General features: G+C 68.3%; 21 protein-coding genes. 9 read left to right on the top strand and 12 right to left on the bottom strand.

Going from position 1 to position 22904, the window contains the following annotated elements; all coding sequences use genetic code 11:
• Positions 1–235: 235 nt before the first annotated feature.
• Both ISN75_RS09610 and ISN75_RS09605 read right to left on the bottom strand, forming a co-directional pair.
• Positions 236–2953 carry a TonB-dependent receptor gene (locus tag ISN75_RS09610; RefSeq protein WP_343821312.1) on the bottom strand — a complete coding sequence of 906 codons (2718 nt, stop codon included), beginning with the start codon at positions 2951–2953 and terminating at the stop codon, positions 236–238.
• Positions 2954–3051: 98 nt separating this feature from the next.
• On the bottom strand, positions 3052–4101 hold the full coding sequence (locus ISN75_RS09605; RefSeq protein ID WP_167257642.1) for a glucokinase: 1050 nt from the start codon (positions 4099–4101) through the stop codon (positions 3052–3054).
• Positions 4102–4337: 236 nt separating this feature from the next.
• On the opposite strand from ISN75_RS09605, the gene ISN75_RS09600 reads away from it, so the two are divergent.
• Entirely contained in the window at positions 4338–5231 is an 894-nt protein-coding gene (locus ISN75_RS09600; RefSeq protein WP_343821314.1) for a class I SAM-dependent methyltransferase, read from the top strand.
• Positions 5232–5301: 70 nt separating this feature from the next.
• Here the strand turns inward: ISN75_RS09600 and ISN75_RS09595 are convergent, their stop codons facing one another.
• Positions 5302–6591: an alpha/beta family hydrolase gene (locus ISN75_RS09595; protein ID WP_343821315.1), complete on the bottom strand. Its 1290-nt coding sequence runs from the start codon at positions 6589–6591 to the stop codon at positions 5302–5304.
• A 215-nt stretch (positions 6592–6806) separates the two neighbouring features.
• Here ISN75_RS09595 and ISN75_RS09590 point away from each other — a divergent pair, with 215 nt between their 5' ends.
• Positions 6807–6995, top strand: a complete 189-nt coding sequence (locus ISN75_RS09590) for a hypothetical protein (protein ID WP_423385148.1) — start codon at positions 6807–6809, stop codon at positions 6993–6995.
• A 55-nt stretch (positions 6996–7050) separates the two neighbouring features.
• Entirely contained in the window at positions 7051–7560 is a 510-nt protein-coding gene (locus ISN75_RS09585) for a ferritin-like domain-containing protein (RefSeq protein ID WP_167257645.1), read from the top strand.
• A gap of 1 nt (position 7561) precedes the next feature.
• Here ISN75_RS09585 and ISN75_RS09580 read toward each other — a convergent pair whose 3' ends face one another.
• The gene (locus ISN75_RS09580; protein ID WP_343821317.1) at positions 7562–9205 is read right to left on the bottom strand and encodes an ABC1 kinase family protein; all 1644 of its coding nucleotides are present in this window, start codon (positions 9203–9205) and stop codon (positions 7562–7564) included.
• A 298-nt stretch (positions 9206–9503) separates the two neighbouring features.
• Here ISN75_RS09580 and ISN75_RS09575 point away from each other — a divergent pair, with 298 nt between their 5' ends.
• The 4 genes from ISN75_RS09575 to ISN75_RS09560 all read left to right on the top strand — a co-directional run bounded on the left by ISN75_RS09575 (position 9504) and on the right by ISN75_RS09560 (position 12824).
• Positions 9504–9995 carry a hemerythrin domain-containing protein gene (locus ISN75_RS09575; RefSeq protein ID WP_167257647.1) on the top strand — a complete coding sequence of 164 codons (492 nt, stop codon included), beginning with the start codon at positions 9504–9506 and terminating at the stop codon, positions 9993–9995.
• A 196-nt stretch (positions 9996–10191) separates the two neighbouring features.
• Entirely contained in the window at positions 10192–10908 is a 717-nt protein-coding gene (locus ISN75_RS09570) for an HAD family hydrolase (protein ID WP_168649558.1), read from the top strand.
• Complete coding sequence (locus ISN75_RS09565) at positions 10905–11747, top strand: NAD-dependent protein deacetylase (RefSeq protein WP_167257649.1); 843 nt, start codon at positions 10905–10907, stop codon at positions 11745–11747. Before ISN75_RS09570 ends, ISN75_RS09565 begins: the two co-directional genes overlap by 4 nt.
• A 165-nt stretch (positions 11748–11912) precedes the next feature.
• Positions 11913–12824: a CHAD domain-containing protein gene (locus tag ISN75_RS09560; protein ID WP_343821319.1), complete on the top strand. Its 912-nt coding sequence runs from the start codon at positions 11913–11915 to the stop codon at positions 12822–12824.
• A 105-nt stretch (positions 12825–12929) separates the two neighbouring features.
• Here ISN75_RS09560 and tadA read toward each other — a convergent pair whose 3' ends face one another.
• On the bottom strand, positions 12930–13421 hold the full coding sequence (tadA, locus tag ISN75_RS09555) for a tRNA adenosine(34) deaminase TadA (RefSeq protein WP_167257651.1): 492 nt from the start codon (positions 13419–13421) through the stop codon (positions 12930–12932).
• 78 nt (positions 13422–13499) lie between these two features.
• On the opposite strand from tadA, the gene ISN75_RS09550 reads away from it, so the two are divergent.
• Positions 13500–14249, top strand: coding sequence for a hypothetical protein (locus ISN75_RS09550; RefSeq protein WP_343821322.1), 750 nt, complete (start codon positions 13500–13502; stop codon positions 14247–14249).
• On the opposite strand, the gene ISN75_RS09545 is transcribed toward ISN75_RS09550, so the two are convergent.
• The 5 genes from ISN75_RS09545 to folD all read right to left on the bottom strand — a co-directional run bounded on the left by ISN75_RS09545 (position 14172) and on the right by folD (position 19422).
• The gene (locus ISN75_RS09545; protein ID WP_168649555.1) at positions 14172–14696 is read right to left on the bottom strand and encodes a helix-turn-helix transcriptional regulator; all 525 of its coding nucleotides are present in this window, start codon (positions 14694–14696) and stop codon (positions 14172–14174) included. The genes ISN75_RS09550 and ISN75_RS09545 overlap by 78 nt on opposite strands.
• A 32-nt stretch (positions 14697–14728) precedes the next feature.
• On the bottom strand, positions 14729–14971 hold the full coding sequence (locus ISN75_RS09540; protein WP_343821324.1) for a hypothetical protein: 243 nt from the start codon (positions 14969–14971) through the stop codon (positions 14729–14731).
• 275 nt (positions 14972–15246) lie between these two features.
• Positions 15247–16827, bottom strand: a complete 1581-nt coding sequence (gene guaA, locus ISN75_RS09535) for a glutamine-hydrolyzing GMP synthase (protein ID WP_343821326.1) — start codon at positions 16825–16827, stop codon at positions 15247–15249.
• A gap of 144 nt (positions 16828–16971) precedes the next feature.
• Positions 16972–18429, bottom strand: a complete 1458-nt coding sequence (gene guaB, locus ISN75_RS09530) for an IMP dehydrogenase (protein WP_167257656.1) — start codon at positions 18427–18429, stop codon at positions 16972–16974.
• Positions 18430–18552: 123 nt separating this feature from the next.
• On the bottom strand, positions 18553–19422 hold the full coding sequence (gene folD / locus ISN75_RS09525) for a bifunctional methylenetetrahydrofolate dehydrogenase/methenyltetrahydrofolate cyclohydrolase FolD (RefSeq protein WP_167257657.1): 870 nt from the start codon (positions 19420–19422) through the stop codon (positions 18553–18555).
• A 63-nt stretch (positions 19423–19485) separates the two neighbouring features.
• Here folD and ISN75_RS09520 point away from each other — a divergent pair, with 63 nt between their 5' ends.
• Positions 19486–20055 (top strand): GNAT family N-acetyltransferase, encoded by a 570-nt coding sequence (locus tag ISN75_RS09520; protein ID WP_167257658.1) that lies wholly within the window; start codon positions 19486–19488, stop codon positions 20053–20055.
• A 3-nt stretch (positions 20056–20058) separates the two neighbouring features.
• On the opposite strand, the gene moeB is transcribed toward ISN75_RS09520, so the two are convergent.
• Both moeB and der read right to left on the bottom strand, forming a co-directional pair.
• Positions 20059–21225 carry a molybdopterin-synthase adenylyltransferase MoeB gene (moeB, locus tag ISN75_RS09515; RefSeq protein ID WP_343821328.1) on the bottom strand — a complete coding sequence of 389 codons (1167 nt, stop codon included), beginning with the start codon at positions 21223–21225 and terminating at the stop codon, positions 20059–20061.
• Between the two features lie 258 nt (positions 21226–21483).
• Positions 21484–22884, bottom strand: coding sequence for a ribosome biogenesis GTPase Der (gene der, locus ISN75_RS09510; protein WP_167257660.1), 1401 nt, complete (start codon positions 22882–22884; stop codon positions 21484–21486).
• Positions 22885–22904: the final 20 nt, after the last annotated feature.

Below are 22904 nucleotides of genomic sequence, written 5' to 3'. Positions count from 1 at the left end.
ACGCGAACACACCTCGCAGCCCACCCTGGGCCGAGGCGAAGCGCAAGATCATAGCGGCTGGCCGGCGAATCGACCACGCGGGCACGGCTTTTACCCGGGCCTCTGGCTGGAAATGTCGTTGCGCGCACATTTCCGGAACGTTCCGGTGGCATGAACCGGCGGGATAAAAAAGGGGCCGGCCGCGGCGGAGGGGAGATATCCCGCCGTGACCGGCCCGGCGCCTAAAAGTTTGGCGTTACAGCTTGAAGTTGACGCCGACGGCGAAGGTGCGGCCGTTCTTGTACATGCCGATCGGCGCGTACTTCACGTCGTTGTACCAGTAGTAGGTGGAATCGAGCAGGTTGGTCGCGCTCAGGGTCACCGCCATCCACTGGTTCACCTGGTACGAGGCGCTGACGTCCAGCTCCTTGTACTGGTCGGCGAACACGTGCGAATCGAGGCGGCCGATCTGGGTGAAGTACGGCGAACGCCAGCTGTAGTTGACGCGCGCCGACCACGGCCCCTTCTCGAAGTACGGAATGATGTTGAAGGTGTTCTTCGACAGGTACGGCAGGTTCAGGCCCGTGCTGGTGTCGGCATGCGCATAGGTGTAGTTGGTCTGCACGCCGAAGCCGTGGCCCAGGTCCTGCTGGTACAGCAGGGAGATGCCGCGCACCTTGGCGTTGGAGACGTTCACCGGCGAGGTGATGGTGTAGACGTTGGTCTGGCCGTTGGTCGGGTCGAAGAACGTGCGCTCGTCGGTGGTGCTGACGATGTAGTTGCCGATCTTGCGGTAGAACACCTCGGCGCCGAGCATGCTGGACGGCGCGAAGTACCACTCGCCGGCCAGGTCGTAGTTGGTGGACGAATACGGCTTGAGGTTCGGGTTGCCCGCGCTGCCGGTGCAGTTGCCGCCGGTGCAGCTCAGCGAGACCGAGCCGGCCAGGTCCGCATAGCGCGGACGCGCGATCACCTTGGACACGCCGAAGCGCGCCACCTTGCTGTCGTCGATGTCGTAGGCGATGTTGAAGCTGGGCAGCGGCTTGTAATAGTGCGTCTTGCCCTGCGTCAGGTAATACGCGCTGCCGCTGGTCGACTGGTAGTAGGTGGACTTGTCGGTGGTGTCCACGTAGCGCACGCCGAAGTTGCCACGGAAACCGCCGGCGTTGTAGTTGAACTGCGTGTACAGGTCGCGCGTCATTTCGCGCACGTTGTAGATCGACGGATAGTTGATGTTGTACGGACCCTGCGGCTGGCCGTTGAGGTAGGACTTCACCGTGCCCAGGTTCGCGGTGGGCCAGTCGGTCAGGTCGCCGCCGGCGTGCAGGCCGTCGTACAGGTTGCCCGGCGTGGTGCCCGGATCGAAATCGGTCAGCGAGATCGCATCGGTGGTGTTGATGCGGTTGCCCTGCGAGAACTGCGAGTTCACGTGGTTGATGTACTTGAAGCCCATCTGCACCTGGTAGATCGGGCCCCATTCCAGGTCGCGGCTGGCGTCGAACTGGGCGTAGCGCTCGCGGTCCTTGGTGGTCTCGTAGTAGATGCCGCCGGCCTGGTACTTGCCGTTGAGCGTGGAATCGCCCGGCGGCGAACCGGCCGGCGAGGCGGGCAGGCCCCAGTTGGCGGCCGAGCCGTTGTCGTAGTTCACCGCGGTGTTGCGGCCGTCGTAGCTGAAGTTGTAGCCGCCGGAATTCAGCAGGTACTTCATCAGGTATTCGGGGTCCTTGCCGCCGCGCGCGGCGGTGTAGCCGACCTGGCTGGTGAAGATCCACTTGTCGCCGTTGTAGTCGTGGCGCAGGTTGAGGCTCTTGGTGGTCACCTTCGACATGCGGTAGTTGGCGTCGAGTTCCGCATACGGCTGGCCGTTGGCGGTATTGCCGGACACCGTCGCGTTGGTAATGTAGCCGTTGTTGACCGTGAGGTCGGTGATCTTGTTGGTGTCGCCGCAGCCCGGGCAGACGTAGCGCGATTCGCTGAAGTTGTTGTACGAGCCGCGCACGTAGATGCCGGTGAGGTTGAACTCGTTCTTTTCGTCCGGCCGCCACTGCAGCGCGGACTGGATGCCGTCGCGCTTGCGCACCTGCTGGAAGTAGGAGCTGTTGATGCCCACCGGGTACTTGGCGGTGGCCACGTCGCCGCTGCCGTGCACGGTGGCGGTGGACGGAATGCTGGTGCCGGGGGTGGAATAGCCGAAGAACTCGATGCCGGCGCGCGACAGGTTTTCCTTGTCGTGCGTGACCGCGGTGAGGAAGCCGAAGGTGCTGTCGCTGTTCTTCCAGCTCCACAGCACGGAGCCGCGCGGATTGCCTTCCTGCGAGCGGTCGTTGTAGCTGTAGCCGAGCGAGCCGCGCAGGGTGTTGGCCGGCAGGTCCAGCGGCTTGCGCGTGTTGACGATAACGGTGCCGCCGATGCTGCCTTCGTCGATATGCGCCTCGGGCGACTTGTACACCTGCATGTTGCCGATGATTTCCGGCGACAGCAGGGTGTAGTTGAAGGTGCGTCCGCTGGTGTCGGTGGGGTTGCCGCCCCAGTCGCCGGAAGCGATGGTCTGGCCGTTGATCAGCACGCGGTTGAGCGCCGGATCGGTGCCGTTGATGCTGACCTTCTCGCCCTCGCCGAACTGGCGGTCCACCGAGATGCCCGGCAGGTGCGACAGCGATTCGGCGGCGTTGGTGTCGGGGAACTTGCCGATGTCCTCGGCGTTGATCGCATCGACGATGGCATTGGCGTTGCGCTTGATCTCGATCGCCTTGGCCAGGCTCTCGCGGTAGCCGGTCACCGTCACCTGCTGGAGGTTCTGCGCCTGCTTTTCCTGCGCGCGCTGCTGCGGGGTCTTGCTCTTGTCGCCGCTGCCGGCGGCGGTGCTGCCGTTCTGCGCCGCCGCGGCGGTGTCGTTCTGCGCATGCGCGGCGCCGGCGAGGCCAAGGCCGCACAGGATGCTGACGCACAGGAGTTTCTTGCCGTTCTTGATCATCAGGTCCCACCCCTTTCGTTGATTGCCGCGGCCTCCCTCCCAGGAGGCGCGCCGGCGACGCTGTGCTGTGGATTCCGCCCGCTCGGACGGTTCGGCCCTTATCCCGGCGCCTGTTTCGCGGTGCGTGTATGCAGATGCCAGCTGGCGGCACCGACGACGCCGAGCTGTCCGTGGTCCACCACGCGAATGGGGACCTTGTGCAGGAACGGGCGCATCACGCCCTTGTCGAGGAAGCGTTCGACCAAGGGGCCGCAGCGCAGCAGGTCGACGATGCGCGAGAGAAAACCGCCGGCCAGGTACACGCCGCCGGTGGTGCCGTAGAGCATGGCCAGGTCGCCCGCGAAGGAACCCATCCAGCCGCCGAACATCTGCAGCGTCTCGTAGGCCACTTCGTCGCCGGCCTCCGCGGCGGCGACCACGTCGGCCGGCTCGGCGTACGAGGGATAGCGGTCGTACACCGCGCACAGCGCGGCATACAGGCGATGCAGGCCGGGGCCGGACAGCACCGCTTCGTAGGGCGTGTGGCAATCGGGCGCGGCGATGCGGTCCAGCACTTCGCGCTCCAGGCCACCGCGCGCGGCCAGCTGGATCTGCCCCGCCTCGGTGGCGATCACGCGCGGCGGCTCGCCGGGGAACCACACTGCGGCGCCCAAGCCGGTGCCCGGGCCGATCACCGCGATGGGGCCTTGCTGCGCATCGGGCGCGAACGCGGTCTTCAGCGCCACCGAGCTGTGCTCGTCGACGTAGGCGATGGCGTGGGCCAGCGCTTCGAAATCGTTGAGGAAACGCACGCGCTCCAGGCGCAGTTCCTGCGCGAGCGTGGCCGGCACCAGCGGCCAGGCGAGATTGCGGTTCACCACCACGCCGGCATGCAGATAGCCCGCGCTGGCCAGCACCAGTTCGCGCGGACGCGCGTCCAGCTCCGCGCAGAACTGCCGCACGATGCCGTCGAGATGCGGATGGTCCGCGCAGCGGTAGCTGCGGTAGCTCAGCACGCGCGGCGCGCCTTCCAGCTGCGGCGCCACCAGGCCGAGGCGCGCATGGGTGCCGCCGATATCGGCAGCCAGGAACGGACGCTGCGCATCGGCGTCGCGCACCGTGGGCGCGGAGAAGTACGCGAGGTCTTCGCCGGATTCGATGTTTCGCACGCTCGCAACCACTGGATGTGTCATAGCCGCCCAGCCCTCCCGGCCGCCTCCCCGGCGACCCATGTTCACTGGCGAAACAGAATTTCATATTTAATTTAGATCGTGGCAAGCCGCGCTGCAACAACGACTTACGCGAGGCCCGCTTCGTAAAAAAAAGGAAGAAATTGAAAGAAAAAGGAGGGTCCGGCGGGGCCGTGCCATCATCCCGGCACTCCCTGTCCCCAAAGGACGCGCCCATGCAGAACAGCGTTTCCACCCGCCGCCTCGCCGATGCGCTGGCCGCGATCGCCCATCACGAAGCCGCCGCGCAGGCGCGCGACGCGCTGCAGGCAGCCGTGGCCGATGGCGCGCTGCTGGCGCAGGCGCTGCTCGATCTGCTCGACGAAGGCGAGGCGCGCGCGGCCTACGATCAGCCGGCGGCGTTCGAGGCGTTTATCCGCGGCGGCGACAACGTGCCGCTGTACGAAGCGACCAGCACGGCGCTGGCGCGCCTCTACGACACGCTGCCGGTGACTTCATTGCTGGATATCGGCTGCGGCGACGGCATGGCGCTGATCCCCGCCCTGCAGCGCGCGCGGCACGCGCCGACGCAGCTGGATCTGGTGGAACCGTCGCCGGCCCTGCTCGGCCATGCCAGCGAAGCGCTGCGCACGATCCCGCTCGCACTCGATCATCTGCTCGCCTGGCCGATCGGCGCGCAGGATTTCGCCGCGTCGCTGCGGCCGGAACAGCAATGGGACCTGGCGCAATCCACCTTCGCCTTGCAATCGCTGCCGCCGGCCGAGCGCAGGGACACGCTGCGCCGCCTGCGTCCGCATGTGCGGCAGCTGGCCGTGGTGGAATTCGACGTGCCGGTGCTGGAAGCGCGCAGCGCGGAGTATTTCGATTCGCTCGCGCAGCGCTATGAGCGCGCGCTCGCCGGCTATGGCGAAGATGCGCCGCTGGTCGCGGGCGGCTTCCTCGCGCCGATGCTGCTGGGCCAGCTGCGGCAGGCCTCGCGGCCGTCCAACTGGGAGCAGCCGATCCAGGCCTGGCTGGAGGAATTGCGCGAGGCCGGCTATGCCACCGTGCGCACCGAGGCGCTGTACGACTACAGCTGGTCGCCCGCGGTGCTGATGCTGTTCGAGTAGGTTGGGGTGAGCCGCAAGGCGAACCCCAACGTTGCCGCGCCGTTGGGGTTCGCCTGTGGCTCACCCCAACCTACCGCAGCCACTGGCGGAACCATGCGCCGGCAAGCGCAGCTACGTGCTCCAGCGCGCCGAGTTCGTCGAACAGATGCGTGGCGCCGGGCACCAGCACCAGTTCGACCGTATGCGTCATCGAGGCCAGCGCGGATTTGTTGAGTGCGACCACGTCGGTATCCGCCGCGCCGACGATCAGCAAGGTCGGTGCCTGCACCTCGCCGAGCGCGCCATGGCCGGCCAGGTCCGGCCGCCCGCCGCGCGACACCACCGCCTGCACCGCGCGCGGCAGGCGTGCCGCCACCGCCAGTGCGGCCGCCGCGCCGGTGCTCGCACCGAACAGCCCCAGCGGCAAGCGCGCCAGCGACGGCAGGCGCATCGCCCAGGTCACCGCGGCTTCCAGGCGTCCGGCCAGGCGCTCGATATCGAAGCGCGATGCCAGCGCGATGTCTTCTTCCGCACCGAGCAGATCGAACAGCAGCGTGGCCATGCCGTGCTTGCCGAGTTCCTCCGCCACCTGCCGGTTGCGCGGACTGAAACGGCTGCTGCCGCTGCCATGCGCGAACACCACCAGGCCCCTGGCCTGTTCGGGCACGTGCAGGTCGCCTTCCAGGCGCACGCCGTCGGCCGGGATGCGCACCGTCTGCATGCCGCCGGCCGGCGCCTGCAGCCGGGTCAGCAGGCGCACCACTTCGTCGTCCGTCACCGCGGGAAAGTCGCGGTAGTACTGGCTCACCGCGCCGAAGTCGCGCGGCGACGCCGGGCAGACCACGTCGTCGCACAGCGGCCGCAGCTCCGCCAGGCTGCGCGACGAAGCGACGGGCACGGCGCAGACCAGCGACTGCGGCCCCAGCGCGCGCACCGCGGTGAGCGCCGCGCGCATGGTGGCGCCGGTGGCGAGGCCGTCGTCCACCACGATGGCGATGCGTCCGGCCACCTCGAAAGCTTCGCGATGGGGGTCGTACAGCTGGCGGCGGCGGGCGATCGCGTCGAGCTGGTGCGCGGCCTCGCCGCGCAGATAGTCCGCGTCGGCGCCGGCACGCGCGGCATGTTCGGCCACCAGCACCTGGCCGTCCTCGCCGATCGCGCCGACCGCGAATTCCTCCTGGCCCGGCGCGCCGAGCTTATGCACCAGCACCACGTCGAGATCGCCGTCGAGCCGGTCGGCCAGCACGCGGCCGATCGGCACGCCGCCGCGCGGAATCGCCAGCACCAGCGGATGCCTGCCGCGATAGGCCAGCAGCGCTTCGGCGAGCTGCTCGGCGGCATGCTCGCGATCGTCGAAATAACCCTGGCGAGGAAGCGTCACCCGTACCGCCCTCCGCATCGAGATCGCCGCCCGGCGCCGCGCGCCAGGCGGCGAGGCTCAAGCATAAATGGTGGGTCCGCTGGCGTTAATGCCGCGCGATGGCGCGTGAATACAGGGCTACCGCTTTGCCGGGCCGCTCACGCGCGGGTCACGGCCGCTGGACGGCAGCGGCGCCAGAGTGCGGACCTCTCATTGCAGTTCGAGGAGCAAGCGCCATGGCAGAGAACGGCTTCAAATGCGCACACCGGCCGTGCAAATGCACGGTGCCGTCCGAGGGAGAGTTCTGCGGGGATCATTGCAGCAAGGCGGCGGGCAGCCAGGCGCCGGAGACCTTGTGCGGCTGCGGCCATCCGGCCTGCGGCACCAGCCCGCAAGCGCGCCCCGAGGAACAGTCGGACGGTTGATGCCCCAGCCGCGACGGCACCGTCGATACCAACCTCCCAAGCCTTGAGGCCGCCGATGAACACCGCCCATGCCCAACTGCTGGACTGGCTGCGCAATGCGCACGCGATGGAAGTGCAGTCCGAGGAAATGCTGAAGACGCATATCCGCCGCCTGCGCCACTATCCGCGCTTGCGCGACCGCATCGTCGGCCATCTGGCCGAGACCTGCGAGCAGCAGGCGCGGCTGGAAAGCTGCCTGCGCGAACTGGGCAGCGAGCCTTCGGGGCTGCGCGAGTTCAGTGCGCGCTTTCTGTCGCTGGGCCATGGGCTGCTGCAGGTGGCCTCCTCCGACGAGGTGGTGAAGAGCCTGGTGCTCACCTACTCCTTCGAGTCGATGGAAGTGGTGGTCTACCGCACCCTGGCCACCGCGGCGGAAGTCGCCGCGCAACCGGAAGTGGCCGGCATGTGCGAGGAGATCCTGCGGCAGGAGGAAGCGATGGCCGAATGGCTGCGCGAGCATCTGCCGGATATCGTGCGGCAATACCTGGTGCGGCTGGAGCTGCCGGGCATCCAGGCCAAGCGCTGAGCTAGCGCCCCGGGTCGCCGTCGTCCGGCGGCGCGCGGTCGCGGCGCAGCGCATTCACCACCAAGCCGAAGCCGATGATGCCGGCCAGCGCGAACATCGCACCCGCCAGATAGCCATAGCCGGAACCGGCCGGCGCCAGCCGCGCGATCAGCGCGCCGGCGATCAGCAGCGCCGCGGTGATCAGGCCGGCGGCGATGCGGTTGGCGATCTTCTGCAGGTTCTCGATCAGATGCGATTCCTCCAGGCCGTCCAGGCGCACGCGCAGGCGGTTGTCCGCCAGGATTTCCACGAAGCGGCCGAGCTGGCCCGGCGCATTGATCGAATAGCGCTGCGCTTCCAGCAGCAGCGCACCGCCACGTGCCTGCGACACCGGCCGCAGCAGTTGCGAGGCCACCACGTCGAGCAGACGGGCGCGCATCATCTCGCGTGTCGGCAGGCCGTCGGCCAGGCGCGCCAGCGCCGGCTCCAGGTTGAGCAGCGCGCGGCCGAGCAGGCTCAGTTCGGCCGGCGGGCGCAGGCCGTTGTCGGCGCCGATGCGGGTGAGCGAAAGCAGCAGGCGCCCTTCTTCCAGGCGGCTCTGGTCGCTGGCGCCGGCATAGCGCAGCACCGCGTTGCACACCGCGCGGCGATACGCGGCGCGGTCCATTTCCGGCAGTACCACGCACAGGCGTTCGCCGATATCGGCCACGCCGTCGCCGTCGCCATCCGCGGCGGCGAGCATCAGCCGCAGCAGGTCGTTGCGCATGGCCGGCGACAGGCTGGTGACCATCCCGAAATCCAGCAGGCCCAGCCGGCCATCGTCGGTCAGCACCAGGTTGCCGGGATGCGGATCGGCATGGATCAGGCCATGCACGAACACCTGGTCGACATAGGCCGACAGCAGCTCGCCGGCCAGTTCGGCGCGCGGCGGCTGCGGCACGCCGCCCGGCGGCGCGCCGAGCTTGTGGCCGTGCACGCGCGCCATGGCCAGCACGCGCGAGCTGGTGAAGTCGAAGAACGGCGCGGGGATGTACAGCCCGCGATAGCCCTCCAGCTGGCGGCGGAAGGTATCGAGGTGGCTGGCCTCGGCCATGAAATCCAGTTCGTTGAGCAGGCTGCGGCGCAGCTCGGCGATCCACGGCACGAAGCCGTAGCGGCGGCCGACTTCGGTATGGCGTTGCGCGGTGAGCGCGAGGCGTTCGAGGGCGTCCAGATCGGAGCGGATGCGCTGGGCGATGCCGGGGCGCTGCACTTTGACCACCGCGTCCATGCCGTCGGGCAGCACCACCGCGTGCACCTGCGCGAGCGAACCTGCGGCGAGCGGCACTGGGTCGAAAAAGCGGAACAGTTGTTCCGGCGGCGCGCCGAGTTCGCGGGCGATCACGCCGCGCACGTCGGCGACGTCGATCGGTTCGACGCGGTCCTGGATGCGCGTCAGCGCCGCCAGGAACGGCGCGCGCACCAGGTCCGGCCGGCACGACAGCGCCTGGCCCAGCTTGATGAAGGCGGGGCCGAGGCGTTCGAGGTCTTCCACCAGGCGCTGCGGCAGGCGCTCGTCGGCCAGCTCCGCGCCGCGGCGATGGCCCGGCAAGCCGCGCAGCACGCCGGCGCGGCGGTAGCGCAGCACGAACAGGGCGATGCGCGAATAGCGCGAGAGATAGGTCATCCGCGGTGGCGGTCGTCGATGGCGAACGGGCGTCCGGGGCGTTGCGGTCTCATGGTCGGCGCGCGCGGTTGAAAGCGGTGGCTGCGGCGGATCAACAGGCTCGTCCACAAGGCCGCGATGAACGCTTTGCGCGCGTGGATGACCGGCGCGTGGATGAGTCGGGGCACGGCGCGTCGACGTCGATGAATCGCAGCTGGCGCGCAGCCGCCGCGTTCACCGCCGCCCGACGCGGCATTCATCGCCGAAGCGCGATCAATGGCGTCCCTTCCCTAACCTCACCCAGCACGGAGCCAGGCCCATGAATGCCATCGATCTGCTCGTCAGCGACCACCGCACTGTCGAAAAACTGCTGGAAGAGCTGACGGAAACCACGCCGCGCGCGGTGAAGACACGCGAGATGCTGGTGCAGAAAATCGGCGCACTGCTGAAGGCGCACACCATGATCGAGGAAGAGATTTTCTATCCGGCGTTCAAGCAGGCCGGCGACAAGGAAGAAGCGAAGATGTATTTCGAGGCGGTCGAGGAACACCGCGCCGCGGGCGAGCTGGTTCTGCCCGACCTGCTGGAAACCGATCCGTCGGGCGAGCAGTTTTCCGGCCGCGCCAAGGTGCTGAAGGAACTGATCCTGCATCACGCCACGGAAGAGGAGAAGGAGATGTTCCCGGCCGCGAAGAAGCTGCTGGACGCGGCGAAGCTCAAGGAGCTGGGCGAGCAGATGTCCCAACGCAAGCAGGAACTGCTGAAGGACAAGGAGGAATTGCTGCAGGAGACGCTGCGCGAGCGCGCCTGAAGCACGCCGGCGGGCCAGGCGGGTTGGGGCGAGCCGGCCGCGGGTCCGGCCGGGCGCACCGTGGAGCGTCCGCACCGGCTTGCCGGTGCTCGCCCCAACCCACCTGGCCTGCCCACCTGGCCTGCCGCGCGCACTCGCTACGCCTGCGGCGACGCGCTATCGTTGAGCGCTTTCCTGGCAGCGCGGGCAGTACACCGTGATCGAATGGGTCGGTTTCGACGGCGACGATACCCTCTGGCATAGCGAGGGCTATTACCAGGACGCGCACGCGCAGTTCGAGGAGATCGTCGGCCGCTATGTCGACCTGGCCAACCTGCGCCTGCACGACCGCCTGCTGGCGGTGGAACGGCGCAATATCAAGCTGTTCGGCTACGGCGCCAAGGGCATGACGCTGTCGCTGCTGGAAGCGGCGATCGAAGTCACCGGCTCGCGCATCAGCGCGGCCGATCTGCACCGGATCATCGGCATTGGCAAGCAGGTGCTCGCGCATCCGGTGAAACTGCTGCCGGGCATCCGCGCAGCGGTGGAAGCCGTGGCGGCGACGCATCGCGTGGTGCTGATCACCAAGGGCGACCTGTTCCACCAGGAGCAGAAAGTGGCCGCCTGCGGGCTGGCCGACCTGTTCCATCGCATCGAGATCGTGTCGGAGAAGGACGAGCGCTCGTACCGCCGCCTGCTCGACGAATTCGGCGTGGGCGCCGAGCGCTTCGCCATGGTCGGCAATTCGTTGCGCTCGGATATCGCGCCGGTGGTGGAGCTCGGCGGCTGGGGCATCTACATGCCCTACCACGTGACCTGGGCACACGAGGCCGACACCGATTTCGCCGCCGCCTCGCCGCGCGTGGCGCAGGTGAGCGATGCCGGCGGCATTGCGGCCGCGCTGGCCGAACTGGGACTGCGGGCCGCGGCATGAATGCGGACGCGCTGCCGGATGGTTCGCTGGAAGACGACCTGGCGCGCCTGCGCGACTTCATCGCGGCGCATCCGCGCCTGTTCGTACTGACCGGCGCCGGTGTCAGCACCGATTCGGGCATTCCGGACTATCGCGACAACCAGGGCGGCTGGAAGCGCCCGCAGCCGGTGACCTACCAGGCCTTCATGGGCGACGAAGCCACGCGCCGGCGCTACTGGGCGCGCAGCCTGGTGGGCTGGCGGCGCTTCTCGCGGGCGCATCCGAATGCGGCGCACCTGGCGCTGTCGCGCATGGAGGCCGCCGGACAGGTGGAAGTGCTGCTGACCCAGAACGTCGATGGCCTGCACCAGGCGGCGGGCAGCCACCACGTGATCGACCTGCACGGACGGCTGGACCGGGTGCGCTGCATGGCACACGGGCACCTGGTGCAGCGTTCGGCGTTCCAGGCGGTATTGGAAGAACGCAATCCCGAGTGGGCGCTGCTCGATGCCGGGGACGCCCCGGACGGCGATGCCGATCTGGAAGGCCAGGATTTCTCCCGCTTCGACGTACCCGCCTGCCCGCTCTGCGGCGGGCTGATGAAGCCGGACGTGGTGTTCTTCGGCGAAGGCGTGCCGCGCGAACGGGTGCTGGCCGCCACGCATGGCCTGGAACAGGCGGATGCGGTGCTGGTGGCCGGTTCCTCGCTGATGGTGTTCTCCGGCTTCCGCTTCGTGAACGCGGCGGCCAAGGCCGGCAAGCCGATCGCGGCAGTGAACATGGGCCGGACCCGGGCCGACGATCTGTTCAGCCTGAAGATCGAGCGGCCGGTAGCCCAGACCCTGGCGGCTATCGCTTGAGGCTGTCTCGCCAGCTGGCGGATTTTGTAGCAGAGTAAAGAGCCCGGCACGGCCTTCGGTCGCGTCCGGCTCGTTCATGTTGACCTGCATCAGGAGGCGCGGTCGGCGCCTCGGCTAGAAATGACGGGTGGAATCCGTCCCTCTCCGCAGCGGTCGAGTCGAGCCATGAGTGCGATACCTCACCAGCCCAGCCAGTCCATTCCCCGCCCTCGTCCGCCGAAGGCCGCCAAGCCGCCTTCCGCCATCGCCGACCTGTGCGCGACCTACGACGGCTACCTGGCCAAGGCGACCAAGGCCCGCGCGGCCCTGCTGCGCAAGTACGAATCGAAGTCGCTGCACGCCTGGCGGGTGAGCCTGCGGCGCATCACCGCCACCCTCGACCGCGTGGCCGCGGCCCTGCCCGGCGAGCAGCCGGATGGTGTACTGGCGCAGCTCAAGGAGTTCCGCAATGCCACCGGCGGGGCGCGCGACCTGGACATTCTGTTGGACGAGACCCTGCCGGCCTTTCTTGCGCACGGCGGGCATGGCGACCGGCTGGATGGCGAACTGCTGCATGCCTTGAATGCCCGGCGCGTGCATGGGCATCAGGAAGCGGTCGAGGGACTGAAGAAGGCCCGGCTGACCACGGCGGTCCATCATTTCCACGCCTGGGCCGAGACCCATCGCAACGTCACCGAAGACGAACTGCGTGCGGCGGCGGCGAGCGTGATCGACACCCGCTTCCGCCAGCTGCGCAAACGGGCGGCGCGGATGCACGAGGGGCGGATCCGCCTCCATCGCGCGCGCACCGCCACCAAGAAGCTGCGCTACACCATCGAGCTGTTCCAGCCGCTGTTTCCGCGCGAAGCCAGCCAGGCCTGGCTGGAAAAACTGGCCGAGGTGCAGAGCCATCTCGGCGAGGCGCATGACCGGCTGACCGCACGAGCCTTGTGCAAGGAGCTGCTGCCGGCGTCGAGCGAGCACGCCCAGCTGAGAGCCCTGCGCAAGTGGGCCAAGCACACCGCGGGGGAAGCGGCGGCCAAGGCGGAGCATTCGCTGGAGCGGCTGGACAAACTAGGTCACTACTGGCGGCACTGAAGCTGCCATGCAGGTTGGGGGTGAGCCGCAGGCGAACCCCAACAATGCGCTAAATCCTAGACACTGCGTTGGGGTTCGCCTGTGGCTCACCCCAACCTACGACGGTCAGCGCCTAGATCGAAAGAAATCCCTCAACATGGCCGACGACTCCTCGGCCAGCAGCCCACCATCGACCTGGATACGGTGGTTGTGCCGCTCCGAGATCAGCGTGTCGAACACGCTGCCGGCGGCGCCGGTCTTCGGATCGGTCGCGCCGTAGACCACCCGCCCCACGCGGGCATGCACCAGGGCCATCGAGCACATCGCGCAGGGTTCCAGCGTCACGTACAGCGTGGCGCCGACCAGGCGGTAGTTGCCGATCTTTTCGCCGGCCGCGCGGATGGCCTGGATCTCGGCGTGCGCGGTGGGATCGTTGAGGGTGATGTTGCGGTTCCAGCCCAGGCCGATGATCTCGCCGTCGAGCACGACCAGGGCGCCGACCGGCACTTCGTTCTCCGCATCGCGGGCATGCCCCGCCAGCTGCAGCGCGCGGCGCATGAAGCGCTCGTCTTCGTCGCTGAAAGTGGGCGTGGACGAATCTGGGAGATCGCTACTCATCGGGAGGACAAAGATCAGCAAATAGTCTGAATTGTAGGGTCCTGCTGACTGTTTAGATACGAACAGCTGCTACTTGGCATGCCTGTCCTTTCGCACAAGGCCATGGCGATGACCCAAGACCGGCTTGCCGCGTATCAGGCATTCTGCCGCGACTGCCGCGGCGACTTCCGGCGCATCGCGCGCAAGGCAGGCGACTGCGATGCGGACGATGTCGCCTGCGAAGCCTGGCTGATGGCGGCGGCGTTCGAGGCCGGCGGGGCCGGCGTGGATTTCGCGGACGCCGATTTCCGGCAACGCCTGCTGGCGCACCTCTTTCAGCATTTCGTCCGCTACAACGACCGCAGGATTGCGGCTGCGCTGCGCTTCGAAGTCGAGGACGAGGCACTGCCGCTGCTGGAGAGGCTTGCGGCGCCGACGCCCGACCCGCTGTCCGTGGCCTTGGCGACCGAAGAACACGTCGATATGCCGCTGCCGTCCTATCGCCATTCGCAGGCAGCCGCCTGGGCCAGTTTCATATCCGTGCGCGGCGGCCATATGCCGACGGTCGCGCGCCATCTGATGATTTCCCTGTCCTGGTGCTATCGCCGCTACACCCGCGCCTTGCGGCTGGCGGAGACGCAGTGGCCCCTGCCGGACGGGCTTCCCGTCCCGCCCGGCGAGCAACCGCAGCCATGGCGGCGCTACCGGGCGATGCGTACGCCGCACCAGTTCAGTTTCGACTTCGATCCGGTGCTGGCGCTGGACGTGCCGCTAGCGGACCAGCGCTTCCAGTTCCTCGAAGGCGGACCGTGGCAGGCGCCGCCCCTCCTTGGCCGCATTGACCTGTAGCGCCACCTGCGCCACCTCGAACATGGCCGGCGCGATCGCATAGCCGCCCCTGGCCTTCAGCCAGGCCAGCACGTCGGCCAGATGCCAGATCGACGCGCTGCCCTCGTGCACCGGCGCCGGGAAGCTGCCCGCATTGACCAGCATCAGCTTGCGCATGTTCTGCCGCGACACGCCCACGATCTCGGCCACGTCGGTGAGCCCCACCAGGTCGGGCGCCACCTCGATCAGCCGCGCGCCGGGCACCGCGCGGCGCACGTCGGCCAGTGCGCTGCGCACGGCGGTTTCCGCGTCGGCGGCTTCGCGGGTGAACTCCAGCGCCAGGCGGCCCGGCAGGCCGGTGCCGATCAGCGCGTCATCGCAGCCGGCTTCGCCCAGGCGGCCGACCAGGGCATCCGGGTCGCGGTCGTCGTCGGCCAGCTGGTATTTGAGGGTGAAGATGTATTCCATCGTGCTGCTCCCCGGCATCGCCGTCGGTGTCGCTAGTGATACGCCGTGCAGTTGTCCACCACGCGCCGCAAGGCGCGCGCATGGTTGTGCGGGTTCTTCGGCGTGCTCCAGATGCTGCTGATGCAGAACTCGCCGCAACGGCAGTCCTGGCTGTTGCGCGGGCAATACACCCGGCCCCAGGCATGGCTGCCGCCGGCCTCGACGCGCCAGCCCCGCTCTTCGGCGTGCCGCAGGGCGAGCTCGACGTTTTTCTTGGGATGAGAGGGACGGGCCATCCATGGTCTCCAGTCTGAGGGGGACTGGCCGGGTTGTCAATTGACAACTTATCCGAATCTTGGACATCGACACCGAGCGGCATCGATATCGGGCAAGCGGCCCGGCCACCTGCGTGGTGGCTCACCCTCGCGGCGCATGGCGCATCGAACCGGCCAAATTAGGCCTAGTTCTAGATTTCCTGGCGAGGAGCATCCGTGCTCGTGCGCCAGTTCGAAAAATCAAAGATTTACGACAACTTCCTATGGGCCGATGAAGCGGCGCGGGTCAGGGGAACTCACTCCCACTCAATGGTCGCCGGCGGCTTGCCGCTGATGTCATAGACAACGCGAGAAACACCGCGCAACTCATTGATAATACGATTGGAAACCTTACCGAGGAACTCATACGGCAAATGCGCCCAATGCGCCGTCATGAAGTCGATCGTCTCCACCGCGCGCAGGGCGATCACCCATTCGTAGGCCCGTGCATCCCCTACTACGCCGACAGATTTCACCGGCAGGAACACGGCGAAGGCCTGGCTGGTCTTGTCGTACAGGTCCCAGCGGCGCAGCTCCTCGATGAAGATGGCGTCGGCGCGCGCCAGCAGCTCGGCGTACTCCGGCTTCACCTCGCCCAGGATGCGCACGCCCAGGCCGGGGCCCGGGAACGGATGGCGGTAGACCATCTCGCGCGGCAGGCCGAGTTCGACGCCGATGCGGCGCACCTCGTCCTTGAACAGCTCGCGCAGCGGCTCGACCAGCTTGAGCTTCATGTGCTCCGGCAGGCCGCCGACGTTGTGGTGGCTCTTGATGACGTGGGCCTTGCCGGTCTTGCTGCCGGCCGACTCGATCACGTCCGGATAGATGGTGCCCTGGGCCAGCCACTTCACCTGGCCGCTGCCCGCGGCGGTGACCTCGGCCGATTCCTCGTCGAAGATCTCCACGAACAGGCGGCCGATGATCTTGCGCTTGGCCTCCGGATCCGCCACGCCTTCCAGCGCCTTGAAGTAGCGCCCGGCAGCGTCCACGCGGATCACCTTCACGCCCATGTGCTGGGCCATGGTCGCCATCACCTGGTCGCCTTCCTGCCAGCGCAGCAGGCCGGTGTCGACGAACACGCAGGTGAGGCGGTCTCCGATCGCACGGTGCAGCAGCGCGGCGACCACGGAGGAATCCACGCCGCCGGACAGCCCCAGCAGCACGTGGTCGTCGCCGACCTGGGCGCGCACGCGCTCGATCTGGTCTTCGATGATGTGGGCGGCCGTCCACAGGGTGCGGCAGCCGCAGATCTCGGTGACGAAGCGCTTGAGCAGCGCGGTGCCCTGCTTGGTATGCGTCACTTCCGGATGGAACTGCACGCCGTACCAGCGCCTGGCTTCGTTCTCCATCACCGCGACCGGGATGCGGTCGGTGGTGCCGGTGACGACGAAGCCCGGCGGCGCCTTGGCGACGTGGTCGCCGTGGCTCATCCATACGTCCAGGCGGTGCGCGTCGGCGTGGTCGCTGAGTCCCGCGAACAACCGGCTCGATGCGTTGATGTCGACTTCGGCATGGCCGAACTCGCGCGCATCCGCCGCTTCGGTGGCGCCGCCGAGCTGGGCGGCCAGGGTCTGCATGCCGTAGCAGATGCCCAGGATGGGCAGGCCCGCCTCGAACACTTCCTGCGGCGCGGCGGGCGCGCCTTCCAGCGTGGTGGACTCGGGGCCGCCGGACAGGATGATGCCCTTGGCGCCGAACGCGGCGATCTCGGCCGGATCGTGGTCCCAGGCCCAGATCTCGCAGTACACGCCGATCTCGCGCACGCGGCGGGCGATCAGCTGGGTGTACTGCGCGCCGAAATCGAGGATGAGGATTTTGTCGCTGTGGATGTCGGTCATGAGGGCCGGGAATCGGGAATGGAGAATCGGCAATAGAAAAGGGCAAGGCGCCGTGGCGCGCCCTGCCCCGATTGGCTTTGGCGAGGGGGCACGGGGAATGCAGGAGATGCTTTCACTATTCCCTTCTCCCGATTCCCTATTCCCTCAAGAATTCAGCCGGTAGTTCGGCGCTTCCTTGGTGATCTGGATGTCGTGCGGGTGCGCTTCGGTGACGCCGGCCGAGGTCACCTTCACGAACTGCGCCTGGTGGCGCACGTCCTCGATGGTGGCCGCGCCCAGATAGCCCATGGAGGCGCGCAGGCCGCCGATCAGCTGGTGGATGATGTTGCGCAGCGGGCCGCGGTAAGGCACGCGGCCTTCGATGCCTTCGGGCACCAGCTTGTCGGCGTCGGCTTCGTCCTGGAAGTAGCGGTCCTTGGAACCGAGCGCCATCGCGCCGAGCGAACCCATGCCGCGGTAGCTCTTGTACGAGCGGCCCTGGAACAGCTCCACCTCGCCGGGGGATTCCTCGGTGCCGGCGAACATCGAACCGAGCATCACGCTGGACGCGCCGGCGGCGAGCGCCTTGGGGATGTCGCCGGAGTAGCGGATGCCGCCGTCGGCGATCAGCGGGATCTCGTCCTTCAGCGCGGTGGCGACCATATCGATCGCGGTGATCTGCGGCACGCCCACGCCGGCCACCACGCGGGTGGTGCAGATGGAACCCGGGCCCACGCCGACCTTCACCGCATCGACACCGGCGTCCAGCAGCGCGCGCGCCGCTTCGCCGGTGACGATGTTGCCGGCGATCACCTGCACCTGCGGGTAGTGCTTCTTGACCCATGCGGCGCGCTCGATCACGCCCTGCGAATGGCCGTGCGCGGTGTCGACCACCAGCACGTCCACGCCGGCGTCCACCAGCGCGGCCACGCGCTGCTCGGTGTCGCCGCCCACGCCCACCGCCGCGCCGACCAGCAGGCGCTCGTGGCGGTCCTTGGCGGCGTGCGGGTTGTCGCGGGCTTTCTGGATGTCCTTGACGGTGATCAGGCCGCGCAGCTGGAAGTCGTCGTTGACCACCAGCACCTTCTCGATGCGGTTCTGGTGCAGCAGCTGCAGCACGTCGTCGTGGCTGGCGCCCTCGCGCACCGTGACCAGCTTCTCCTGGCGCGTCATGATGTTGCGCACCGGGTCGTCGTGCTTGCGCTCGAAGCGCAGGTCGCGGCTGGTGACGATGCCGACCAGCTTCTCGCCTTCCACCACCGGCACGCCGGAGATGTTGTGCGCGCGGGTGAGCTGCAGCACTTCGCGGATGGAGGTGTGCGGGGCGACGGTAATCGGGCTGCGGATGACGCCGGCTTCGAACTTCTTTACCAGGCGCACTTCGGCGGCCTGCTGCTCGGCGGTCATGTTCTTGTGGATGATGCCGATGCCGCCCTGCTGGGCCATGGTGATGGCGAGGCGGGCTTCGGTGACGGTGTCCATGGCGGCGGACACGATCGGGATATTCAGCCGGAGGTTGCGGGTGAGCCGCGTGGAGGTGTCGACGTCGCGTGGGAGGACGGCCGAGTGGGCCGGAACGAGGTACACGTCGTCGTAGGTGAGGGCCTCGGCGAGGATGCGCATGCGATTTTGTCCCGCTGCAAAGATGGAATTATACGCTCCCGCCCGTGGCGCCGCCAGAGCGCCACGGCTGTACGGAACGTCGCAGCCGCCGCCGTTCGTGGCCTCCCGGAAGCGGGCGTTTCCTCAATGCACCTTGTGCGTGGCACCGCGGGTTTCGGCTGCTTCCAGCGTGTTCTCCAGCAGCGTGGCGACCGTCATCGGACCGACGCCGCCCGGCACCGGCGTGATCCAGCTGGCGCGCTCGGCGGCCGGTTCGAATTCCACGTCGCCGACCAGGCGGCCGTCGTCCAGGCGGTTGATGCCGACGTCGATCACCACCGCGCCCGGCTTGATCCATTCGCCCTTGATCAGGCCCGGGCGGCCCACCGCGACGATCACGATGTCGGCCTGGCGGATATGGCTTTCCAGGTCGCGGGTGAACTTGTGGCAGGCGGTGGTGGTGCAGCCGGCGATGAGCAGTTCCAGCAGCAGCGGACGGCCGACATGGTTGGACACCCCCACCACCACCGCATGCTGGCCGCGCACCGGCCGGTCGGTATGGCCCAGCAGGGTCAGCACGCCGCGCGGCGTGCACGGGCGCAGGCCGAAGCGGCGCAGCGCGAGGCGGCCGATATTGATGGCCTGGAAGCCGTCGACGTCCTTGGCCGGGTCGATGCGGTCGACCAGGGCGTCCTCGTCGATATGTTCCGGCAGCGGCGACTGCACCAGGATGCCGTGCACGGCAGGGTCGGCGTTCAGCTGGTCGATCAGCGCGAACAGTTCTTCCTGCGTGGTGCTGGAAGGCAGGTCGTAGCCGAAGGAGTTGAAGCCGACCTGCTTGCAGGCGGCGCGCTTGTTGCGCACGTAGACGGCGGACGCCGCATCGTCGCCGACCAGCACCACCGCCAGGCCCGGCTCGGCCAGGCCCTGCGCCTTGCGTTCGGCCACGCGGCGGCCGATGCGGTCGAGCAGCTCCTTGGCGATGCGTTTGCCGTCGATGATCCGTGCGCTCATGGTGTCTGCCCGCCTGCAAAGATGCCTATTATCCGGACTCGCTCCGACCCGCACAAACCGCCCATGTCTCAGGACCAAGCTCCCTGGCCTTCCTTTCCGCTGCCGCCCGGCACGCTGCGGGTGCGTCCGTGGCAGCCGGAAGACGCCGACGCGCTGTTCGCCGCGGCCAGCGAGTCGATCCAGAGCGTGGGACGCTGGCTGCCGTGGTGCCGCGCGGGCTATGCGCGCGAGGACAGCGTGGCGTGGATCGCGCACGCCCAGGGCTGCTGGCAGCTGGAGGAACTGTTCGCCTTCGCCATCGTCGACGAAGCCGACGGCAGCGTGGCCGGCGGCGTGGGGCTGAACCAGTTCAACCGGCAGCACCGCAGCGCGAACCTGGGCTACTGGGTACGGCAGTCGCGCCAGGGCCAAGGCATCGCGCCTCGCGCGGTGCCGGCGGTGGCGCGTTTCGGTTTCGGGACGCTGGGCCTGGTGCGGGTGGAGATCGTCGCCGCAGTGGACAACGTGCCCAGCCGCCGTTGCGCGGAAAAAGCCGGCGCGCGGTTCGAAGGCATCGGACGGCAGCGGCTGGTCATCGACGACACCGCCGTGGATGCGGCGGTGTATGCCTTGATTCCGTCCGACCTGGCCTAGCGCTCAGGCCGAGGCGCAGAGTTCGGCGATGTCTTCGTAGCCATGGAAGACCGCCTCATGCCCACAGCCGGGGCATGCCGGGTCGCGCCGCAGCCGCGTCTCGCGGAAACGCATGGCCAGCGCATCGACGTGGAGCAGGCGGCCGGACAAGGTCTCGCCCAGATCCAGGATCAGCTTCAGCGCTTCGGTCGCCTGCAGCAGGCCGATCAGGCCGGGCAGCACGCCGAGCACGCCGGCTTCGCTGCAGTTCGGCGCTTCCGCCGCCGAGGGCGGTTCCGGGAACAGGCAGCGGTAGCACGGCGCGTCGTCGCGGCGCGGATCGAACACGCTGACCTGGCCAGTGAAGCGCTCGACCGCGCCGTAGACCATCGGCAGGCCCAGGCGCCGCGTCGCGGCGGCGATCAAATAGCGCGCGGGAAAATTGTCGGCGCCGTCGATCACCAGATCGTGGCCGGCCAGCAGGCGCTCGACGTTGTCGGCGCGCAGGCGCTCCTCGCGGGTCTCGATGCGCACGCGCGGATTGAGCGCGTTCAAGGCCAGCCGCGCCGATTCGGTCTTGGCCATGCCCACGCGCGCATCGGCGTGGATCACCTGGCGATGCAGGTTGGAACGCTCCACCCGATCGTCGTCGATCAGGGTGAGCTGCCCCACTCCCGCGGCGGCGAGATAAAGCGCCGCCGGCGCGCCAAGGCCGCCGGCGCCGAGCAGCGCGATTCTTGCCGCGCCCAGCTTCGCCTGCCCCGCTTCGCCCACCTGCGGCAGGCGCAGCTGGCGCGAATAGCGTTCGGCCGCGTCGGCGTCGAGCGCGCCGGTGACGATGGGCAGGCCTTCGGCCTTCCAGCGGTTGAAGCCGCCGGCCACCGACGACACCTGCCGATAACCCATGCGCTGCAACGCCTCGGCCGCCAGCAGCGAACGCTGGCCGCTGCCGCACAGCGCGAGAATGGGACGTTCGCGGTTCGCTTCGGCCTGCTCGATGCGCAGCTCCAGAAAACCACGCGACAGGCCCAGCGCGTCGGCCGGTGTGCCGTCGGCGCGTTCGTGGTCTTCGCGGACGTCGATCAGGAGGGCGCCGCCGGCCTGCCGGGTGAGCGCTTCCGCCGGGGAGATCTCCGGCACCTGCTGGCGCAGCTGCGCGAGCCAGCTCTCGCGATTGAATGACTCGGTCATGCGGGGGAGTTTAGGACGATCCGGGGAGGGGCGCGCGATCGACCGACGACGCGCCCCTGCTCGTCATTCCGGCGCAGGCCGGAATCCAGTGGCGATAACGCGAGTACAAGCTTCACCGCCCGGGACGCTTTTAAAGCATTGAGCCTGGAGCACATCGCCAGGTCCAGCTCTTCCGCTACTGGATTCCGGCCTGCGCCGGAATGACGAGGGTGTGGGGTGGCGCCAGGGACGAGGATGCGGGGTGACGCCAGGATCGAATCAGCGCTTGCGCTTCTTCATCTCGCGGATCATGCGCTGGCGCTTGCGCATCTGGCCTTCGGTGAGCACGTTCTTCTTGCCGGCGTAGGGATTCTCGCCGTCGCGGAACTCGATGCGCACCGGCGTGCCTTCCAGGCGGAAGCGCTTGCGGAAGAAGTTCTCGAGATAGCGGCGGTAGGCCGGCGCGATGTGCTTGGTGCGGCTGCCGTGGATCACGATGGTCGGCGGGTTGCTGCCGCCGGGATGGGCGAAGCGCAGCTTCGGCGCGTGGCCGCGCACCAGCGGCGGCTGGTAGCCCTCGTAGGCGCGCTCCAGCGTACGGGTCAGTTCCGACGAGCCGAGCTCGCGGTTGGCCGCGTCGTGCGCGCGCACGATCGCGCGCATCAGCTCGCGCAGGCCGGAGCCGTGCAGCGCGGAGATGAACACGTTCTTGGCCCAGTCCACGAACTGCAGGCGGCGCTCCAGCGCGCGTTCGCACTGCTCGCGCTGGTACTGGTCCATGCCGTCCCACTTGTTGACGGCGATGACCAGCGCCCTGCCCTCGTCCACGGCGTGGCCGATCAGGGTGAGATCCTGGTCGGCCAGGTTCTCGCGCGCGTCGACCATCACCACCACCACCTGGGCGGCGGCCATGGACTGCAGCGTCTTGATGACGCTGAACTTCTCCACCGCTTCTTCCACGCGCGCCTTGCGGCGCACGCCGGCGGTGTCGATCAGCACGTAGCGCCGGCCGTCGCGTTCCAGCGGCACGCGGATCGGGTCGCGCGTAGTGCCGGCGACGCTGGAGACGATCAGGCGCTCTTCGCCGAGCAGGCGATTGATCAGGGTGGACTTGCCGGCATTCGGGCGGCCGACAATGGCCACGCGGATGGCGCCTTCGTCTTCCGGCGCGAGTTCCTCGTGCGCGTCTTCCGGCAGCAGCGGCAGTACGTGGCGCACCAGCTCGTCGGTGCCGCGGTTGTGCGCGGCCGACAGCGGCAGCGTGGACCCCAGGCCGAACACGGCGAACTCGGCCAGCGCGTTCTGCAGGTCCAGGCCATCGGTCTTGTTGACCGCGGCGATGATCGGCTTGCCGCTGCGGCGCAGGTCGTCGAGGATCGCGCGGTCCTGCGGCAGCAGGCCGTCGCGCGCGTCGAGCACGAACACCAGCACCTGCGCTTCCTCGACGGCGAGGCGGACCTGCTGCGCGGTGAGCGCATCCAGGCCTTCCTCGACGCCGGAAAGGCCGCCGGTGTCCACCACCACGAAGGGGCGGTCGCCGATGCGGCAGACGCCGTAGTGGCGATCGCGGGTGACGCCCGGCATATCGGCCACCAGGGCGTCGCGGCTGCGCGTCATGGCATTGAAGAGGGTCGACTTACCGACGTTGGGGCGGCCGACCAGGGCGACGACGGGCAGCATTTACGGGTACAACCTCGCCG

The organism is Dyella marensis, from assembly GCF_049532885.1.
Taxonomy (GTDB): Bacteria; Pseudomonadota; Gammaproteobacteria; order Xanthomonadales; family Rhodanobacteraceae; genus Dyella_D; species Dyella_D marensis.
Note: the sequence above shows the minus strand (reverse complement) of the source record. Positions and strands in the feature narration are given on the sequence as shown.

Coding starts and splice junctions, on each gene's coding strand:
- der (WP_167257660.1), bottom strand. CDS start 22,884: ATGCTGCCCGTCGTCGCCCTGGTCGGCCGCCCCAACGTCGGTAAGTCG.
- ISN75_RS09565 (WP_167257649.1), top strand. CDS start 10,905: ATGAATGCGGACGCGCTGCCGGATGGTTCGCTGGAAGACGACCTGGCG.
- ISN75_RS09560 (WP_343821319.1), top strand. CDS start 11,913: ATGAGTGCGATACCTCACCAGCCCAGCCAGTCCATTCCCCGCCCTCGT.
- ISN75_RS09575 (WP_167257647.1), top strand. CDS start 9,504: ATGAATGCCATCGATCTGCTCGTCAGCGACCACCGCACTGTCGAAAAA.
- ISN75_RS09540 (WP_343821324.1), bottom strand. CDS start 14,971: ATGGCCCGTCCCTCTCATCCCAAGAAAAACGTCGAGCTCGCCCTGCGG.
- guaA (WP_343821326.1), bottom strand. CDS start 16,827: ATGACCGACATCCACAGCGACAAAATCCTCATCCTCGATTTCGGCGCG.
- moeB (WP_343821328.1), bottom strand. CDS start 21,225: ATGACCGAGTCATTCAATCGCGAGAGCTGGCTCGCGCAGCTGCGCCAG.
- folD (WP_167257657.1), bottom strand. CDS start 19,422: ATGAGCGCACGGATCATCGACGGCAAACGCATCGCCAAGGAGCTGCTC.
- ISN75_RS09545 (WP_168649555.1), bottom strand. CDS start 14,696: ATGGAATACATCTTCACCCTCAAATACCAGCTGGCCGACGACGACCGC.
- ISN75_RS09590 (WP_423385148.1), top strand. CDS start 6,807: ATGGCAGAGAACGGCTTCAAATGCGCACACCGGCCGTGCAAATGCACG.
- ISN75_RS09610 (WP_343821312.1), bottom strand. CDS start 2,953: ATGATCAAGAACGGCAAGAAACTCCTGTGCGTCAGCATCCTGTGCGGC.
- ISN75_RS09580 (WP_343821317.1), bottom strand. CDS start 9,205: ATGACCTATCTCTCGCGCTATTCGCGCATCGCCCTGTTCGTGCTGCGC.
- guaB (WP_167257656.1), bottom strand. CDS start 18,429: ATGCGCATCCTCGCCGAGGCCCTCACCTACGACGACGTGTACCTCGTT.
- ISN75_RS09585 (WP_167257645.1), top strand. CDS start 7,051: ATGAACACCGCCCATGCCCAACTGCTGGACTGGCTGCGCAATGCGCAC.
- ISN75_RS09550 (WP_343821322.1), top strand. CDS start 13,500: ATGCCTGTCCTTTCGCACAAGGCCATGGCGATGACCCAAGACCGGCTT.
- ISN75_RS09520 (WP_167257658.1), top strand. CDS start 19,486: ATGTCTCAGGACCAAGCTCCCTGGCCTTCCTTTCCGCTGCCGCCCGGC.
- ISN75_RS09600 (WP_343821314.1), top strand. CDS start 4,338: ATGCAGAACAGCGTTTCCACCCGCCGCCTCGCCGATGCGCTGGCCGCG.
- tadA (WP_167257651.1), bottom strand. CDS start 13,421: ATGAGTAGCGATCTCCCAGATTCGTCCACGCCCACTTTCAGCGACGAA.